Annotated in this window: 16 protein-coding genes; 3 read left to right on the top strand and 13 right to left on the bottom strand. The window is 73.0% G+C overall.

The window, feature by feature from the left end; translation table 11 throughout:
* Positions 1 to 126: 126 nt before the first annotated feature.
* Positions 127 to 1,554 carry a SulP family inorganic anion transporter gene (locus BSL84_RS19725; protein ID WP_030030283.1) on the top strand — a complete coding sequence of 476 codons (1,428 nt, stop codon included), beginning with the start codon at positions 127 to 129 and terminating at the stop codon, positions 1,552 to 1,554.
* An 86-nt stretch (positions 1,555 to 1,640) separates the two neighbouring features.
* On the top strand, positions 1,641 to 2,876 hold the full coding sequence (locus BSL84_RS19720) for an APC family permease (RefSeq protein ID WP_045323946.1): 1,236 nt from the start codon (positions 1,641 to 1,643) through the stop codon (positions 2,874 to 2,876).
* On the opposite strand, the gene BSL84_RS19715 is transcribed toward BSL84_RS19720, so the two are convergent.
* The 13 genes from BSL84_RS19715 to BSL84_RS19655 form a co-directional block, all read right to left on the bottom strand.
* The gene (locus tag BSL84_RS19715; RefSeq protein WP_030029560.1) at positions 2,860 to 3,384 is read right to left on the bottom strand and encodes an SMI1/KNR4 family protein; all 525 of its coding nucleotides are present in this window, start codon (positions 3,382 to 3,384) and stop codon (positions 2,860 to 2,862) included. The two genes, BSL84_RS19720 and BSL84_RS19715, sit on opposite strands and share 17 nt — an antisense overlap.
* 112 nt (positions 3,385 to 3,496) lie before the next feature.
* Positions 3,497 to 3,889, bottom strand: a complete 393-nt coding sequence (locus tag BSL84_RS19710) for a YccF domain-containing protein (protein ID WP_030029558.1) — start codon at positions 3,887 to 3,889, stop codon at positions 3,497 to 3,499.
* Complete coding sequence (htpX, locus tag BSL84_RS19705) at positions 3,886 to 4,749, bottom strand: zinc metalloprotease HtpX (protein ID WP_030029556.1); 864 nt, start codon at positions 4,747 to 4,749, stop codon at positions 3,886 to 3,888. The genes BSL84_RS19710 and htpX overlap by 4 nt, the downstream gene beginning before the upstream one ends.
* Before the next feature lie 206 nt (positions 4,750 to 4,955).
* Positions 4,956 to 6,500 carry an NADH-quinone oxidoreductase subunit N gene (locus BSL84_RS19700; protein ID WP_107069732.1) on the bottom strand — a complete coding sequence of 515 codons (1,545 nt, stop codon included), beginning with the start codon at positions 6,498 to 6,500 and terminating at the stop codon, positions 4,956 to 4,958.
* Positions 6,497 to 8,050, bottom strand: coding sequence for a complex I subunit 4 family protein (locus tag BSL84_RS19695; RefSeq protein ID WP_030029553.1), 1,554 nt, complete (start codon positions 8,048 to 8,050; stop codon positions 6,497 to 6,499). The genes BSL84_RS19700 and BSL84_RS19695 overlap by 4 nt, the downstream gene beginning before the upstream one ends.
* A 38-nt stretch (positions 8,051 to 8,088) precedes the next feature.
* The gene (locus tag BSL84_RS19690) at positions 8,089 to 10,149 is read right to left on the bottom strand and encodes an NADH-quinone oxidoreductase subunit L (protein WP_075970838.1); all 2,061 of its coding nucleotides are present in this window, start codon (positions 10,147 to 10,149) and stop codon (positions 8,089 to 8,091) included.
* Positions 10,146 to 10,517, bottom strand: coding sequence for an NADH-quinone oxidoreductase subunit NuoK (nuoK, locus tag BSL84_RS19685; protein WP_030031732.1), 372 nt, complete (start codon positions 10,515 to 10,517; stop codon positions 10,146 to 10,148). The genes BSL84_RS19690 and nuoK overlap by 4 nt, the downstream gene beginning before the upstream one ends.
* Positions 10,517 to 11,116: an NADH-quinone oxidoreductase subunit J gene (locus BSL84_RS19680; protein WP_107484918.1), complete on the bottom strand. Its 600-nt coding sequence runs from the start codon at positions 11,114 to 11,116 to the stop codon at positions 10,517 to 10,519. Before BSL84_RS19680 ends, nuoK begins: the two co-directional genes overlap by 1 nt.
* Positions 11,117 to 11,130: 14 nt before the next feature.
* Positions 11,131 to 11,742, bottom strand: a complete 612-nt coding sequence (locus BSL84_RS19675) for a NuoI/complex I 23 kDa subunit family protein (protein WP_045323939.1) — start codon at positions 11,740 to 11,742, stop codon at positions 11,131 to 11,133.
* Entirely contained in the window at positions 11,742 to 12,710 is a 969-nt protein-coding gene (locus BSL84_RS19670) for a complex I subunit 1/NuoH family protein (protein ID WP_030033145.1), read from the bottom strand. Before BSL84_RS19670 ends, BSL84_RS19675 begins: the two co-directional genes overlap by 1 nt.
* On the bottom strand, positions 12,707 to 14,131 hold the full coding sequence (locus BSL84_RS19665) for an NADH-quinone oxidoreductase subunit C (RefSeq protein ID WP_075970836.1): 1,425 nt from the start codon (positions 14,129 to 14,131) through the stop codon (positions 12,707 to 12,709). Before BSL84_RS19665 ends, BSL84_RS19670 begins: the two co-directional genes overlap by 4 nt.
* The gene (locus BSL84_RS19660) at positions 14,128 to 14,721 is read right to left on the bottom strand and encodes an NADH-quinone oxidoreductase subunit B (protein ID WP_045323938.1); all 594 of its coding nucleotides are present in this window, start codon (positions 14,719 to 14,721) and stop codon (positions 14,128 to 14,130) included. The genes BSL84_RS19665 and BSL84_RS19660 overlap by 4 nt, the downstream gene beginning before the upstream one ends.
* Positions 14,712 to 15,119 (bottom strand): NADH-quinone oxidoreductase subunit A, encoded by a 408-nt coding sequence (locus BSL84_RS19655; RefSeq protein ID WP_030037398.1) that lies wholly within the window; start codon positions 15,117 to 15,119, stop codon positions 14,712 to 14,714. The genes BSL84_RS19660 and BSL84_RS19655 overlap by 10 nt, the downstream gene beginning before the upstream one ends.
* A 147-nt stretch (positions 15,120 to 15,266) precedes the next feature.
* Between BSL84_RS19655 and BSL84_RS19650 the strand changes: the two genes are divergently transcribed.
* On the top strand, positions 15,267 to 16,448 hold the full coding sequence (locus BSL84_RS19650) for a sensor histidine kinase (protein WP_030037399.1): 1,182 nt from the start codon (positions 15,267 to 15,269) through the stop codon (positions 16,446 to 16,448).
* Positions 16,449 to 16,688: the final 240 nt, after the last annotated feature.

Raw genomic sequence — 16,688 nt, 5'->3', positions numbered from 1 at the left:
GTGGGGCGTGCGTGCCGGGCGCGTGCGGCGCGCGCGCTGCCGCGGGCTCCCATGGCCACTTGGGCGGTGGGGGGTGCGCCCAGCACGGTGGTGGCATCACATCACCGCGTGGCAGGGGGATCTCGCATGCCTGGGGCCGGCACGTTCCGCGCAGACTTCGGTGCGTCCGTCGTCGTCGCACTGGTCGCCGTACCCCTGTGCGTGGGGGTGGCGGTCGCCTCGGGGGTCCCCGCCGAGCTGGGGATCGTCACCGGGGTGGTCGGGGGGCTGGTCACAGGGTGGTTCCGGGGCAGTTCCCTCCAGGTGAGCGGGCCTGCCGCCGGGCTCACCGTGCTGGTCTACGAGGCGGTGCAGGCGTACGGCGCGGCCGCTCTCGGGGTGCTGGTGCTGGCCGCCGGCACGGTGCAGCTGGGCATGGGGGTGCTGCGGCTCGGGCGGTGGTTCAGGGCGATCTCCGTGGCCGTCGTGCACGGGATGCTGGCCGGCATCGGTCTCGTGCTGATCTCCGGGCAGTTGTACGCCCTGGGCGACGCGCAGGCACCGGGACAGACCCTGGCGAAGCTGGGCGGCGTGCACGGGCTGGTGGCGCGGGCCGACTGGGCCGCGGTACTGCTCGGGGTGGGCACCATCGCCGTCATGGTCGCCTGGCGGCGGGTGCCGGCCCGTCTGCGGCTGCTGCCCGGCGCGCTGGTCGGGGTGGCCGCCGCCACCACCGCGGCCGTGCTGCTGCGGCTGCCCGTCGAGCGGGTGCGGGTGACGGGGGTCCTGGAGGCCGTGTCACCGCCCGCCTGGGGGGAGTTCGGGGTGCTGGCCTCCGCCGGCGCGGTCGGGACGGTGATCGCGCTGGCGCTGATCGCCTCCGCCGAGACCCTTTTCAGCGCCGCCGCGGTGGACCGGATGCACGACGGGCCCCGGACGGAGTACGACCGGGAGCTGATCGCCCAGGGCGTCGGCAACGGTGTGTGCGGGCTGCTCGGGGCCTTGCCGATGACCGCCGTGATCGTGCGCAGCGCCGCCAATGTGGAGGCCGGCGCCCGCACCCGGGCGGCCCGGGTGATGCACGGCGGCTGGCTGCTGCTCTTCGCGGTGCTCCTCCCCCAGGTGCTGGAGACGGTGCCGCTCGCGGCGCTGGCCGGGGTGCTCCTGTACGCGGGCTGGAAGCTGCTGCCGGTCAGGGCGGTGGCGGCGCTGTGGCGTACGCACCGGGGCGAGGCGGTGGTGCTGGTCTCCACGGCCGGCGCGATCGTCGTCACCAACCTCTTCGAAGGGGTGCTGGTCGGCCTGGGGCTGGCCATTGCCAAGGCGGCCTGGGAGACCTCCCACGTGCACGTCGAGGAGGTGTGGGAGGACGGGGAGTTGTGCGTGCGGGTCGTGGGGAACGCCAGCTTCCTGCGGCTGCCGAAGCTGCTCGACGCACTGGAGGCGCTGCCGCACGGGCAGCCGGTGCGGCTCGACCTGAGCGGTCTGCGCCACCTCGACCACGCCTGTCTGACCGCCCTGGAGGGGTGGGAGCGCACCCGGACGCCGCTTCCCCGCCGGGAGGGTGTCAGCTGAGGTTGTCCGGTAGCGCCGCGGCGGCAGGGTCCGCCGGGTCCCGCGCACCTTTCCGGCGTCGGCACCGGCTCCGTTACCCTCCGCCCGTGGCTGATGAGTTGAAGCGGACCCTGGGCGTCTTCGACGCGGTCGTCGTCGGACTCGGCGCGATGGTGGGCGCCGGGGTCTTCGCGGCGTTCGCCCCGGCCGCGGCGGCCGCGGGCGGGGCGCTCCTGGCTGCTCTGGCGGTGGCGGCCGTCGTGGCCTACTGCAACGCGCACTCGTCGGCGCGGCTGGCCGCCCGTTATCCGGCCTCCGGGGGCACGTACGTGTACGGGCGGGAGCGGCTCGGCCCCTTCTGGGGGTATCTGGCGGGCTGGGGGTTCGTGATCGGCAAGACGGCGTCGTGCGCGGCGATGGCGCTGACGGTGGGCGCCTACGTGTGGCCGGGGCGGGAGCACGCCGTGGCGGTGGCGGCGGTGGTGGCGGTCACGGCCGCGAGCTACGGCGGTGTCCAGAAGTCCGCCCGGGTGGCCCGGCTGATCGTGGCGGCGGTCCTGGCGGTGCTGGCCGGGGTGGTCGTGGTGTGCCTATCCTCGGATGCGGCGGCACCGGAGCGGCTGGGCGGGCCGGACTGGGCCGCCTTCGGGTTGTTGCAGGGCGCCGGTCTGCTGTTCTTCGCCTTCGCGGGCTATGCGCGGATCACCACCCTGGGCGAGGAGGTGCGCGACCCGGTGCGGACGATCCCGCGGGCGGTGCCGATCGCGCTGGGGATCGCCCTGCTGGTGTACGCGGCGGTGGGGGTGGCGCTGCTGTCGGTGCTGGGCGTCGAGGGGTTGGCGGGGTCGTCGGCGCCGCTGGCCGACGCGGTCCGGGCGGCGGGTGTGCCGGGGCTGGCGCCGGTCGTCCGGGTGGGCGCGGCCCTGGCCGCGCTGGGCTCTCTGCTGGCCTTGGTGCTCGGGGTGTCGCGGACGGTGCTGGCGATGGCCCGGGACGGCCGTCTCCCGCGCGCGCTGGCCGCCGTACATCCCAGGCACCGGGTGCCGCACCATGCCGAGCTGGCGGTGGGGGCGGTCGTGGCGGTGCTCGCGGCCACCGTCGACGTGCGGGGCGCGATCGGTTTCTCCTCCTTCGGCGTGCTCGCCTATTACGCGATCGCGAACGCCTCCGCGTGGACTCTCGATTCAGGTGTCAAGGGGCGGGCCGTGGCAGCGGTCGGGCTGTCCGGGTGTGTGGTGCTGGCGTGTGCGCTGCCCCTCGCGTCGGTGGGCGCGGGGGCCGCCGTGCTGGCTGTGGGCGCGTTGGCGTACGGGGTGCGCGGCCGGCTCAGATCCGGGATCTGAACTCCGCCCAGGGCTGCAGTTCCAGGTCGTAGGCGTCCCCCGCGTCCGATTCCTCGCAGAACCAGGCTGTTCCGTCGAGCCAGCCGCGCAGCCAGTCCTCCAGGCCGGCGGTGTCGACGGACCAGGCGAGGTCGGGCTCGCCCGGGTTCGGGTCGAACAGCAGGACCTGGGCGGTGTGGGACCTGCAGTCGACGCAGGCGTACATGGCGCAGCCGAAGTCGGCCACGGGCAGGACCCCCTCGGGCCAGCGCCACCCGGACTCGCGCTGGGCCCGGTAGGCCCCGACGGCCCGGCGCAGGGGCAACAGGCCTTGTTCGGGGCCGAATCCGCCGTCCCCCACGCGCGTGTAGAGCAGGGCGAGCAGGGGCGGCAGCGGGAAGCCGAGTATGCCCTCGGAGCGGGCGATCTCCCCGGCGCCCAGAGGCGCCGGCAGGGCCTTTCCGTATCGGCGTGCGGAGTTGCGCGCGCGGTGTGCGACTTGCTGCAGCAACTGCTCGGTCTCGTTCATGCCTTCATGGTGACGCACGCCACTGACAGCCCGCCCGGCCTGTGGACAACCGCGCCGCGGACGGGCCTGGCCCGTCCGCGGCGCGGTGTCGGTGTGTGGGTGTCGGGTGTCGTCAGCGGGTGGCGAACGGGGCGTCCGTGGGGACGATTTCGCGGCCCAGCGGCAGCAGGGAGAGGGGGACCATCTTGAAGTTGGCGATGCCGAACGGGATGCCGATGATCGTGACGCAGAGGGCGATGCCCGTGACGATGTGGCCGAGGGCCAGCCACCAGCCCGCCAGCACCAGCCACAGGACGTTGCCTATGCAGGAGGGGGCGCCCGCGTCGTGGCGCTCGACCGTGGTGTAGCCGAAGGGCCAGAGGGCGTACACGGCGATGCGGAAGGCGGCGATGCCGAACGGGATGCCGATGATGGTGATGCAGAGGAGCACACCCGCGAGCAGGTATCCCAGGAACAGCCAGATGCCGCTGAGGATGAGCCAGATGACGTTCAGGATTGTCTTCATTGGCGGCGGCCTGCCATCTGTTCGAGCCGGGCGATGCGCTCGGCCATCGGGGGATGGGTCGAGAACATCCTGGTCAGCCCCTGACCGGGGCGGAAGGGGTTGGCGATCATCATATGACTCGCCGTCTCCAGTCGTGGTTCGGGCGGCAGCGGGAGCTGTTTGGTGCCCGCGTCGAGCTTGCGCAGGGCGCTGGCGAGGGCCAGCGGGTCCCCGGTGAGCTGGGCGCCGGAGGCGTCGGCCTCGTACTCGCGCGAGCGGCTGATGGCCAGCTGGATCACCGACGCGGCCAGCGGCCCCAGGATCATGATCAGCAGCATGCCGAGCAGGCCGGGGCCCTCGTCGTCGTTGGAGCGGCCGACGGGGATGAGCCAGGCGAAGTTCACCAGGAACATGATCACCGAGGCGAGTGCTCCGGCCACCGACGAGATGAGGATGTCGCGGTTGTAGACGTGGCTGAGCTCGTGGCCGATGACCCCGCGCAGCTCGCGCTCGTCGAGGATGCGCAGGATGCCCTCGGTGCAGCAGACGGCGGCGTTGCGCGGGTTGCGGCCGGTGGCGAAGGCGTTCGGGGCCTCGGTGGGCGAGATGTAGAGGCGTGGCATGGGCTGGCGCGCGGACGTGGAGAGCTCACGCACCATGCGGTAGAGCTGGGGCGCCTCGAATTCGCTGACGGGACGGGCACGCATCGCGCGTAGAGCGAGTTTGTCGCTGTTCCAGTACGCGTAGGCGTTCGTCCCGAGTGCGACGAGGACGGCGACTATCAGGCCGGTCCGGCCGAAGAAGCTGCCGATGACGATGATGAGTGCGGACAGCCCGCCGAGGAGTACGGCGGTCTTGAGCCCGTTGTGCCGGCGGTGCACGGTACGCCCTCCAAGTGGTGCGGCAGGGGAGCCCGTCATGGATTTGAGGGTCTACGGTCCAGTGGACCCTCCCTTCCTGGTCAACGCGAGGTGAGCGCGTCTGGTTCCCAGGGCGTGCCGGCACGCGGGCCCGCCGGACACCCCCTGGGGGCGGCGGCGGGCCGCCGTGCGCGTTGCTCCGTACGGGCCAGCCGGCCCGGGACCGGCTACTGCGTGAAGAGGCTCCCCGAGGCGAAGCGAAGGACGATCTGCGGGGCGCCCGAGAGGACGACCGCGGTGACCGCGGTGGCGACGATGGCCGCCGCGACCGGCCAGGGGGCCTTCGTACGTGCCGGTGCGGCGCCCTCCGGCGCCTCGGCGCCGTCGGGTGCGCGGAAGAGCAGCGCCGTCCAGCGCAGGTAGTAGTACAGGGCGATGACGACGTTGACCGCCATCAGCACGGCCAGCCAGCCCAGGCCCGCGTCGACGGCCGACTGGAAGACGGTGACCTTGGCGAAGAGGCCGATGATGCCGGGCGGCAGTCCGGCCAGGCAGAGCAGGAAGAAGGCCAGGGAGAGGGCGGCCGGCGGGCGCTCGGCGTACAGGCCTCGGTAGTCGCTGATCCGGTTGAGCGGCTTCGTACGGGCGACGAGGGCGGCCACGGCGAAGGCGCCGAGGTTCACGGCGGCGTACATGAGGGCGTAGGCGAGGGTGGAGCCGATCTGGTCGCGCTCGGAGTACGCGGCGGCGGCGATCGGGACCAGCAGGTAGCCGGCCTGGCCGACCGAGGACCAGGCGAGCAGCCGTACGGCACTGTTCGGGCGGTCCGCGGACTGGCGTACGGCGGCGGCGTTGCCCAGGGTCATGGTGAGTGCGGCGAGGACGGCGATGGCCGGGCCCCAGACCTGCGCGTACGCCGGGAAGGCGATCACGGTGACGAGGATGAGGCCGGTGAAGCCCACGGCCTTGCCGATCACCGAGAGGTAGCCGGCGATGGGCAGGGGGGCTCCGACGTAGGTGTCGGGGACCCAGAAGTGGAAGGGGACGGCCGCGGTCTTGAAGGCGAAGCCGACCAGGGTGAGCGCGACGCCGGCCATGGCGAGGGTGTCGAACTGCCCGGGGACGTCTTCGAGCCGGTCGGCGACCTGGGTGAGGTGCAGCGACCCCGTGACGGCGTAGACGAAGCTGACGCCCATCAGCGACACGGCGGTGGCGGTGACGGAGGACAGGAAGAACTTCAGGGCGGCCTCGGAGGAGAGCCGGTCGCCGCGCCGCATGCCCACGAGGGCGAAGGCGGGCAGGGACGCGACCTCCAGCGCGACGATCAGGGTGGCCAGGTCGCGGGAGGCGGGCAGCAGGGCGGCGCCCGCGGCGGAGGAGAGCAGCAGGAACCAGTACTCGCCGGCGGGCATCCGGGTGTCGCGTACGGCGGTGACCGACAGCAGGGCGGTGAGCAGGGCGCCGGCCAGCACCAGGAACTGCACGACGACCGTGAAGTGGTCGGCGGTGTAGCTGCAGGCCTCCGGGTCGGCGGTGAGGCAGAAGGTGGAGCGGTCGCCGGCGCGCAGCGGGAACAGGGTCGCGGTCGCGGCGGCCAGGCCTGCCACGGAGATCCAGCCGAGGGCGGTCTTGTGGCGTTCGGCGGTGAAGAGGTCGGCGACGAGGACGGCCAGGCCGACGACGGCGGTGATCACCACGGGGGCGATGGCGAGCCAGTCGACGGACTGGACCAGGCTGGGGGTCTCGGCCGCGAGGACCGTCAGGGCCGTCATGAGTTGCCTCCTGCGAGGAGCTGCTGGACGGCCGGGTCGGTCAGGCCGAGGAGGAGCGCGGGCCACAGGCCGGCGAGGACGGTGAGGGCGACGAGCGGGGTCCAGGCCGCGTACTCGTAGCGGTGGACGTCCGCGACCGTGAGCTCGGGGCCGGCCTTCGGGTCTCCCATGCAGACGCGCCGTACGACGACCAGCAGGTAGGCGGCGGTGAGCAGGGTGCCGAACGCGCCGACGGCCGTGTACGTGAGGAACGCGGCCCGGGGCAGGCCCTGGGCCGGGTCGAAGGCGCCGAAGAGGGCCAGCATCTCGCCCCAGAAGCCGGCGAGGCCGGGCAGGCCGAGGGAGGCGACGGCCGCGAAGGCGAGGAGCGCGCCGAGGCGGGGGGCGCGGCCGTAGAGGGCGGCGCCGGTGGCTCCGGCGAGGGTGTCGAGGTCGGCGGTGCCGTAGCGGTCCTTGAGGGCGCCGACCAGGAAGAAGAGCAGGCCGGTGATCAGGCCGTGGGCGATGTTCGCGAAGAGGGCGCCGTTGACCCCGGTGGGGGTCATGGAGGCGATGCCGAGGAGGACGAAGCCCATGTGGCCGACGGAGGAGTAGGCGATGAGGCGCTTGAGGTCGCCCTTGTTCCCCTTGCGGGCCAGGGCGAGGCAGGCGAGCGATCCGTAGACGATGCCGACGACGGCGAAGGCGCCCAGGTAGGGGGCGAAGGCGGCCATGCCGTCGGGGGTGGCGGGGAGCAGGATGCGGACGAACCCGTAGGTGCCCATCTTGAGCAGGACGCCCGCCAGCAGCACGGATCCGACGGTGGGGGCGGCGGTGTGGGCGTCCGGGAGCCAGCTGTGCAGGGGCCACATCGGGGTCTTCACGGCGAGGCCGAGGCCGATGGCGAGGACGGCCAGGAGCTGCGTGGTGCGGGACAGTTCGCGGCCGTTGTCAGAGGCGAGTGCCACCATGTCGAATGTGTCCGCCGTCACACCGATGAGGAGGAGGCCGAGCAGCATGACGACGGAGCCGAGGAGCGTGTAGAGGATGAACTTCCAGGCGGCGGCCTGCCGCTGGGCACCGCCCCAGCGGGCGATGAGGAAGTACATCGGGATGAGGACCATCTCGAAGGCGAGGAAGAAGAGCAGCAGGTCGAGGACGGCGAAGGTCGCGAGGGTGCCGGATTCGAGGACGAGGAGCAGCGCGACGAAGGCCTTCGGGGAAGGGCCCGCGGGGAGCTTGAAGTAGCTGTAGAGCGCGCAGAGGAAGAACAGCAGCGCGGTCATCAGGAGGAGGGGGAGCGAGATGCCGTCGACACCGAGGTGGATCCGGACGTCCAGGGCGGGGATCCAGCTGATGTCCGTCGTCGCCTGGAAGCGCGACGGGGCGTCGTGGTCGAAGCCCAGGGTGAGGGCCGACGCCGCGGCGAGGATCACGCCGGTCACGGTCACGCCGTGGCGGAGCACGGCCTGCTCGGGGCTGCGGCCCTTGAGGCCGGGCGGGGCCGGCAGGAGGGCCGCGGCGGCGCCGAGGAGTGGTGCGGCCAGCATGAACGCCAGAAGGAACTGCATCACGGACGGGCTGATATCAATCACGGCTGACTCACGGCTCACGATCCGGCGTTGACGTTGGCGAGGACGGCGGTGGCGATCGCCAGGACCACGGCGCCGGCGAGCAGGGCGCTCAGGTAGCTCTGCACGTTGCCGGTCTGGGCGCGGCGTACGAGGCCGCCGAGCAGCCGGGTGCCGCTGCCCGCGCCGCGGACGTAGGTGTCCACGACCTCGCGGTCGAGGAAGCGGACGAGGCTTGCGGCGCCGCGGACGGGGCGGACGAAGAGCCGGTCGTAGACGGCGTCGAGGTGGAAGCCGTCGGCGGCGTGGCGGTGCAGGGGGCCCAGGAGTGCCCGGCCGGGGTCGGCGGCGGGGCCCGCGGGAACGGCGGGGTGCTCGTGGGTGACCTCGGCGACCTCGGGCGTCTCGGCCGCGGACTCGGCGGCGGCGGTGGCCGCGGACACCGTGGCGGCGACGGCGGCGGGCTGCTCGGCGGCCGGCTCACCGGCGGCTCGGCCTACGGGTGCCTGGCCGGCGGGTGCTGCGGCGGCCTTCGCGCCGGCGCGCTGCCAGAGGGCGTAGGTGAGCATCGCGCCGATGACGGCGGCGCCCGTGCCGAGGACCGAGGTGGCCACGGTCGGGGTGAGCGCCCCGCCGTCGAACCAGTCGGCGATCGGGCCCGCCGCGAGGCCGAAGGCGACCGTCGGGACGGCCAGCAGCCACAGCACGCCCGTCATGGCGAGGGGCTCCCTGCCGTGGTCGGGGGCGGCGGCGCCCCGGCCGCGGAAGGCCATAAGCCACAGCCGGGCGGCGTAGGCGGCGGTGAGGAGGGCGGTGAGCACGCCGGCGACCAGGACCAGCCAGCCGGCGGCTTCGGGGGCGAGGTCGGAGTGGCCGGTGGCGGTCTGCTCGGCGGCGACGAGGACGGCTTCCTTGGAGAAGAAGCCGGCGAAGGGCGGGATGGCGGCGAGCGCGAGCAGCGCGAGCGTCATCGTCCAGAAGGCGTCGGGGATGCGCTTGGCCAGGCCGTCCATCCGGGACATGGCGGCCAGGGAGTTCGTACCGGCGGCGTGGATGATCACGCCGGCGCCGAGGAAGAGGAGCGCCTTGAAGGCGCCGTGGGACAGGAGGTGGAAGACGGCGGCGCCGCGGTCGCCGACGGCCAGGGCACCGGTCATGTAGGCGAGCTGGCCGATGGTGGAGTAGGCGAGGACCCGCTTGATGTCGTCCTGGGCGAGGGCGGCGAGGGCGGAGCCGACCATCGTGAGCGCGGCCATGACGGCCATGACGACGAGTGCGGCGGCGGAGGCCGCGAAGACGGGCAGGAGGCGGGCGATGAAGTAGACGCCGGCGGCGACCATCGTCGCGGCGTGGATCAGCGCGGAGACGGGGGTGGGGCCGGCCATGGCGTCGGGGAGCCAGGTGTGCAGCGGGAACTGCGCGGACTTCCCGGCGACGCCTGCGAGGAGGAGGAGCGCGATCAGCGTCGGGTGGTCGAGGCCGCCGGCGGCGACGGTCCCGAGGATCTTCGTGATCCGGAAGGAGCCGGCGTCGGTGGCGAGCGCGAACAGGCCGATCAGGAAGGGGACGTCGCCGAGCTTGGTGACGAGGAAGGCCTTCAGGGAGGCGGAGCGGGCTGCTCGGGTCTCCCAGTAGTGGCCGACGAGGAAGTAGGAGCAGATGCCCATGACTTCCCAGCCGACGAGCAGCACCATCAGGTCGCCGGAGTAGACGACGAGCAGCATGGCGGAGGTGAACAGCGAGACGAGGGCGGCGTAGGACGGGTAGCGCGGGTCCTCACGGAGGTATGCCGTGGAGTACAGCTGTACGCAGGTGGCGACGACCCCGACCAGGACGGCGACCAGTGCGGCGAAGCCGTCGATGTAGAGCGAGAGGTCGATCGGTACGGAGCCGGTCGGGGTCAGCTCGGTCGCGGTGCTGATGGGCTGTCCGCCGCCCTGGCGGACGGCGACGGTCACGGCCAGGACGGCGGCGGCGAGCGTCGGCAGGATCGCGAGGGGGCGGACGAATCCGGGGGCGGTGCGGCCGAGCAGCAGGCCCGCGACCGCGCCCAGGAAGGGGAGTAGCGGGACGAGGACGGCGAGGGTCGTGGTGCTCACGCGGCGACCTCCGGCCGGGCGGTGCCGGTGCTGTCTCCGGCGTCGTTCGGGTGGGGCTCGTGGCCCTCGGCGGTGTCGCGCAGGCGGTCGACGTCCGAGGTGCCCCGGTTGCGGTACACCATCAGCACGATCGCGAGGCCGATGCCGATCTCGGCGGCGGCGATGGCGATGGTGAAGAGGGTGAGGGCCTGGCCGGCGTGCAGGGTGTCGCGCAGCCACACGTCGAAGGCCACCAGGTTGAGGTTGACGGCGTTGAGCATCAGCTCGACGGACATCAGGACCAGGATGGCGTTGCGGCGGGCGAGTACTCCGTACAGGCCGGTGCAGAAGAGGAGCGCCGCGAGCACGGCGGGGTAGGCGAGGTGCATCAGCGCTGCCCCTTGTCTCTGGCGGCGGCGCCACCGGTGTCACTGGCGGCGGGATCGGCGGGGTCGTTGCGGCGGGACAGCACGATGGCGCCGATCAGGGCGGCGAGGAGGAGGACGGAGAGCGCCTCGAAGGGCAGCACCCAGTGCTGGAAGAGCATCTCGCCGGAGACCTTGGTGGAGCCCTGGACGGGTCCGTCGAGGTCGATCCACGTGGTACGGAAGGCGTCGACGACCACCCAGACGAGGGCCGCGGCCGCGACGACGGCGACGCCGAGCGCGACCGGGCGGTTGCCGGAGTCCGCGTCGGGTGAGCGGCCGATGGGAGCCTTGGTGAGCATGAGCCCGAAGAGGAGGAGGACGATCACGGAACCGAGGTAGATCAGGACCTGCACCCAGGCGATGAACTCTGCGGTCAGCAGCAGGTACTCGACGGCGATGCCGCCGAGTGCGACGACCAGCCAGAGGGCGGCGTGCACCAGCTGCCTGGTGGTGACCGTGACGAGGGCCGCGCCGAAGGTGGCGAGGCCCACGAGGAGGAAGGCGATCTCGACGCCGGTCGGGGACAGGAACCCGGGCCCGGCGGTGGCGGCTGCGGCCAGGGTGGCGGCGGGGGTCACGCGTCTCCCTCCGCGGTCGGGGTGGTCGGCGGTTCGTCGTCGGCGGCCTGCGCGGTCTCGGCGGCGGCTGCGGCGGCTGCCGCCACAGCCGCTGCCTCGGCCTTCTCCGCGGCCTTGCGGGCGGCGGCGACCTCCTTGGGCTCCTCGGCGGCCGGGTCCAGGGCGGGCGGGGCCGGGACGGTCCACATCCACTCGCGGAGTTTGTCGCGCTCGTGGGTCAGCTCGTGGATGTCGGTCTCCGCGTACTCGAACTCCGGCGACCAGAAGAGGGCGTCGAAGGGGCACACCTCGATGCAGATGCCGCAGTACATGCAGAGGGAGAAGTCGATGGCGAAGCGGTCGAGCACGTTGCGGCTGCGCTCGCGGCCGCCGGGGGTGGAGGCGGGGACCGTCTCCTTGTGGGAGTCGATGTAGATGCACCAGTCGGGGCATTCACGGGCGCACAGCATGCAGACCGTGCAGTTCTCCTCGAACAGGCCGATGACTCCGCGGGAGCGGGGCGGGAGTTCGGGCTGGACCTCGGGGTACTGGGCGGTGTGCGAGCGCTTCGTCATCGTGCGCAGCGTGACGGCCAGGCCCTTGGCGAGACCGGATCCGGGGATGGGCATTACTGGATCGCCACCTTCACGATGCCGGTGAGCGCGATCTGGGCGAGCGCGAGCGGGATGAGTGTCGTCCAGGCGAGCTTCTGGAGCTGGTCCTCGCGCAGGCGCGGGTAGCTCACGCGGAGCCAGATCACGACGAAGGCGAGGACCGCGGTCTTGAGCAGGGTCCAGACCCAGCCGAGGCCGTCGGCGCCGAAGGGGCCGTGCCAGCCGCCGAGGAAGAGGACGGTGGTGAGGAAGCAGAGGACGACGATGCCGGCGTACTCGGCGAGCAGGAACAGCGCGAAGCGCAGGCCGGTGTACTCGGTGTACGCGCCGAAGATGATCTCCGAGTCGGCGACGGGCATGTCGAAGGGGGGCCGCTGCAGTTCGGCGAGGCCGGCGGTGAAGAAGACGAGCGCGCCGGTGATCTGCCAGGGCAGCCACCACCACTCGAAGCCCTCGACGATGCCGTTGAGGGAGACCGTCCCCGCGGCCATCGCCACGGACGCGGCCGCGAGCAGCATGGGGAGCTCGTAGGCGAGCAGCTGCGCGGCGGTGCGCAGGCCTCCGAGCAGGGAGAACTTGTTCGCGGAGGCCCAGCCGGCCATGAGGGAGCCGAGGACTCCGACGCCCATGACGGCGAGCACGAAGAACACGCCGGCGTCGATGGCCTGGCCGACCGCGCCCTCGCCGGGGCCGATCGGGATGGCGAGGAGGACGAGGAGGTACGGCAGCAGGGCGACGGCGGGGGCCAGCTGGAAGATCCGGCGGTCGGCGCCCGCCGGGACGACGTCTTCCTTCTGCGCGAACTTGACGCCGTCGGCGACGAGCTGGGCCCAGCCGTGGAAGCCGCCGGCGTACATGGGGCCGAGGCGGCCCTGCATGTGGGCCATCACCTTGTGCTCGGTCTGCCCGACGACGAGCGGGAGCACGAGGAAGACGGCGAAGACGACGATCAGCCGCAGGGCGACGTCCAGGACGTCGTTCACGCGTCGCCTCCCTTGTCGGTGGTGGGGTCGGTCCGGGTTTCGGTCTCCGGCTCGGTCGGACGCCGCCCGGGCGCGGGCCCGGCCTCGGTTTCGGGCGCGGGCCCGGCCTCGGTTTCGGGCGCGGGCCCGGCCTCGGGCTCCGGCGCGGGCCCGGCCTCGGGCTCCGGCGCGGGCCCGGCTTCCGGGGCCGCCTTCGGGGCCGGTCCGGGGGCCGGCTCGTCGAAGGCGGGCTTCGGGTCGTGCCAGGGAGCGTCGGAGCTGCGGGGGGCCGCTCGGCGTGGGGCGCGTGCGGCGGGCTCCGCTGCCGGAGCGCCGGTGTCCGGCCCTGCCGCGTCCGTACCAGGGGCGGCCTCGGCGGCCTGGCTCGCGGAGCCGTCCGCCGCCGAGCGGGTACGGCGCGGCGCGCGGGCCGGGGCGTCCGGAACCGGGCCGTCCGGGGCCTGCGCGCCCGGTGCCTCCGTGCCCGGGGCCTCCGTGCCCGGCGCGGCATCGTTCACGGCATCGTTCGCGGCAGCGGCGTCCGGCGCCTGGCTCGCGGAGCCGTCCGCGGCGGACCGGGTACGACGGGCCGGGCGGGCCGGAGCGTCTGCCTGGCCGCCGGCGCCCGGGGTCTGCGTGCCCCCGGCGGCGGCCTGGCTCGCGGAGCCGTCGGCCACCGAGCGGGTACGGCGCGGCGGGCGGGCCGGGGCCTCCGGGACGGCGGCTTCGCCGGCCTGGGTCGCCGAGCCCTCGGCGACCGAGCGGGTCCGGCGGACGGGGGCGCCCTCGCGCGGGGTACGGGCGGCGGCGCCCGCCGCTCCCGCGGCGCGCGGGGTACGGGCCGGGCGGGCCGGGGCCGGCGGGAGCTGGCCCTTCAGCGGACCCCAGTCGTTGGGGTCCGGTACGCCCGGCGGGAGCATCTGACGGCGCTTCGGGGCGTCCGGGTCGTGGGCCTCGCCCGGCTCCTTCGCTCCCGGCCAGGCCTTCGCGACGCGCGCGGCCAGCACGAAGTCCTTGCGCAGCGGGTGGCCCTCGAAGTTCTCCGGGAGCAGGAGGTGCACCAGGTTCGGGTGGTCGGTGAAGGTGATCCCGAACATCTCGAACGTCTCGCGCTCGTGCCATTCCGCCCCCGCGTAGACGGCGACCGCCGACGGCAGGGAGGGGGCGCCGTGCGGAACGGTCGTGCGCAGCAGCAGGCGGCGCACACGGCCGTTCTCCAGCGAGGCGACGTGCGCGCACACCCGGAAGCCGGTGCCGGGCTCGTCCACCGCGCTCAGCCAGTCGAAGTACGTGCAGCCCAGCTTGTCCCGGGCGATCTCCAGGGAGGGGATCCAGCTGCCGACGGGCACGTCCACCGTGAGGACGTCGTACGAGAGCTCGGCGACGGCCTCGGCGCCGAAGACCGTCGGCGCGGCGTCGGGCAGCGAGTCGTAGAGGTTCACGCGCCCGCCTCCCCGGTGGGCGCCGGCGGGGGCGTGACAAGGCCGCTGGTCAGCTGGGAGACGGACGGTGCCGTCGCGTAGCGCTCGGCCAGCGACTCGCGGGCGATCTTCTCCTGGAGCTTGAGGATGCCCTGGAGGAGCGCTTCCGGGCGCGGCGGGCAGCCGGGCACGTAGACGTCGACGGGGATGATCTGGTCGACGCCCTTGGTCACCGAGTACGAGTCCCAGTACGGGCCGCCGCAGTTGGAGCAGGCACCGAAGGAGATGACGTACTTCGGCTCCGGCATCTGCTCGTAGAGCCGCTTGACGGCGGGGGCCATCTTGTCGGTGACGGTGCCCGAGACGATCATCAGGTCGGCCTGGCGGGGACCCGGTGCGAAGGGGATGACGCCGAGGCGGATGAAGTCGTGCCGGGCCATCGACGCGGCGATGAACTCGATCGCGCAGCAGGCGAGGCCGAAGTTGAAGACCCACAGGCTGTACCGGCGGCCCCAGTTCAGGACCACCTTCATCGGTTCCGGGGCCAGACGGGAGAGGACTCCGAGGCGCTTGGGCTCCGGGAGCAGCTCCGGCTGAGGTGTCACGTCCATTCGAGGACGCCCTTCTTGTACGCATAGAGCAGGCCGACGGCCAGGAAGCCCAGGAAGACGAACATCTCGACCAGGGTCGTGGCGCCGTAGCCGGCGGCGGCGAACACCGTCGCCCACGGGAACAGGAAGATCGAGTCGACGGCGAAGATGACGTAGAGGAAGGCGTAGACGTAGTAGCGGACCTGGGTGTGCGCCCAGCCCTCGCCGACGGGGTCCACGCCGCATTCATAGGTCAGCAGCTTCTCGCGGGTCGGTACGACGGGCCGCAGGAGGCGGCCGGCACCGAAGGCGACGGCCACGAAGAGCACACCGAGGGCCGCCAGCAGACCGACGACCGAATAACTCCGGAAGTAGTCCGCCGCGAGCACGGTTACGGTCGATACCGTTGGTTCGGACACGTCCGTTCCTCGCTCCTCGGTCACTGTCGACGATCTGGTACGGACGGGAGTCTAGGGCCTGCCTCACACGGGGTGGGGTTATCCCCCGTTCACAGCACCCCGGACACCCCATGGCATCGGGCGACCTGGCTTGACAGGGTGTGGGCCATGACCATGAGCCATGCCGTCCCCGACAACGACCGGCCTCCTCCCGTACGGCCCGTGTTCAGTGCCGTCACATGGAAGGAAATCGCCCATCTGGTGAGCAACCTGCCGGAGGGGATCATCGGATTCGTTTACGCGGTTGTCATGGTTTCCACCGCGGGCGGTCTTTCCGTGACCGCGATCGGACTTCCTTTGCTGGCGGTCGGTCTCTTTCTGTCCCGGCAATGGGGACGGCTCGAACGGGGCCGGGCCCGGTGGCTGCTGGGCGTACGGGTGGAGGAGCCGACCCCGATCCCCGGACCGCGGCGGTCCGGCGGATTCTTTCCCTGGCTGTGGACGAGCATCAAGGATCCGGTCGGCTGGCGGACCGTGCTGTACCAGCTGATCCGGCTGCCGTGGGGGGTACTCACCTTCACGGTAGTCCTGACCGGCCTGTTCGTGCTGTGGCCGGTGCTGCCGTATCTGGTGCGGCTGCTGGCCAACGCGGACCGGGCGATGGTACGGGGGCTCCTGTCGCCCTCGGACGACCTGGAGCGGCGGATCGCGGAGCTGGAGTCCGACCGGGGCGTGGTGGTCGACACCGCGGCGGCGGACCTGCGGCGCATCGAGCGGGACCTGCACGACGGGGCGCAGGCGCGGCTGGTCGCGCTGGCGATGGGGCTGGGCCTGGCGAAGGAGAAGCTGCTGGAGGACCCGGAGGGTGCGGCGGCGATGGTCGACGAGGCCCATGGTGAGGTGAAGCTGGCCCTTCAGGAGCTGCGGGACCTGGCGCGCGGCATCCACCCGGCGGTGCTGACCGACCGGGGGCTGGACGCGGCGCTGTCGTCGGTGGCGGCGCGGTGCGTGGTGCCGGTGAAGGTGCTGGTCGACCTGCCGTCGGGGCAGGAGGCGCGGCCGGCGGAGGCGATCGAGGGCATCGCGTACTTCGTGGTGTCCGAGCTGCTGCAGAACGTGAGCAAGCACGCGAGGGCGCGGGGCGCGACCGTGGAGGTGTGGCGGGCGGGAGCCCGGCTGCTGATCCGGGTGTCGGACGACGGGCGGGGCGGGGCGGGCACGTCCGGCGGGAGCGGGCTCGCGGGGCTGGCGGAGCGGCTGGACGCGGTGGACGGGGTGCTGGTGGTGGACTCCCCCGAGGGGGAGGGGACGGTGGTGACGGCGGAGCTGCCGTGGCGGGGGCGCGGCTGATTTTCGGCCGGGCCGCGGGTGGCCTGCCGGCGGTGGCGGTTGATCGGTGTTGAGCGGGGCTCCCTCCCGGGTGGGTGGGGGTCCCGCTTCGTTGCGCGGGTGCGGCGCCGTTTCCCGGGGCGCCGCCCCGGACTCCGCGCCTCAAACGCCGGCGGGGCTGAGATTGCGCGGCCGAGCCCGGAGGACCAGGCCGAGAGTCCCGCTTCCTTCAGCGCGTGCCGCGCCGTTTCCCGGGGCGCC

The organism is Streptomyces sp. TN58 (genome assembly GCF_001941845.1).
Classification (GTDB): Bacteria; Actinomycetota; Actinomycetes; order Streptomycetales; family Streptomycetaceae; genus Streptomyces.
The sequence above is the reverse complement of the archived record's forward strand: the minus strand, read 5'-3'. Positions and strand labels throughout refer to the sequence as shown.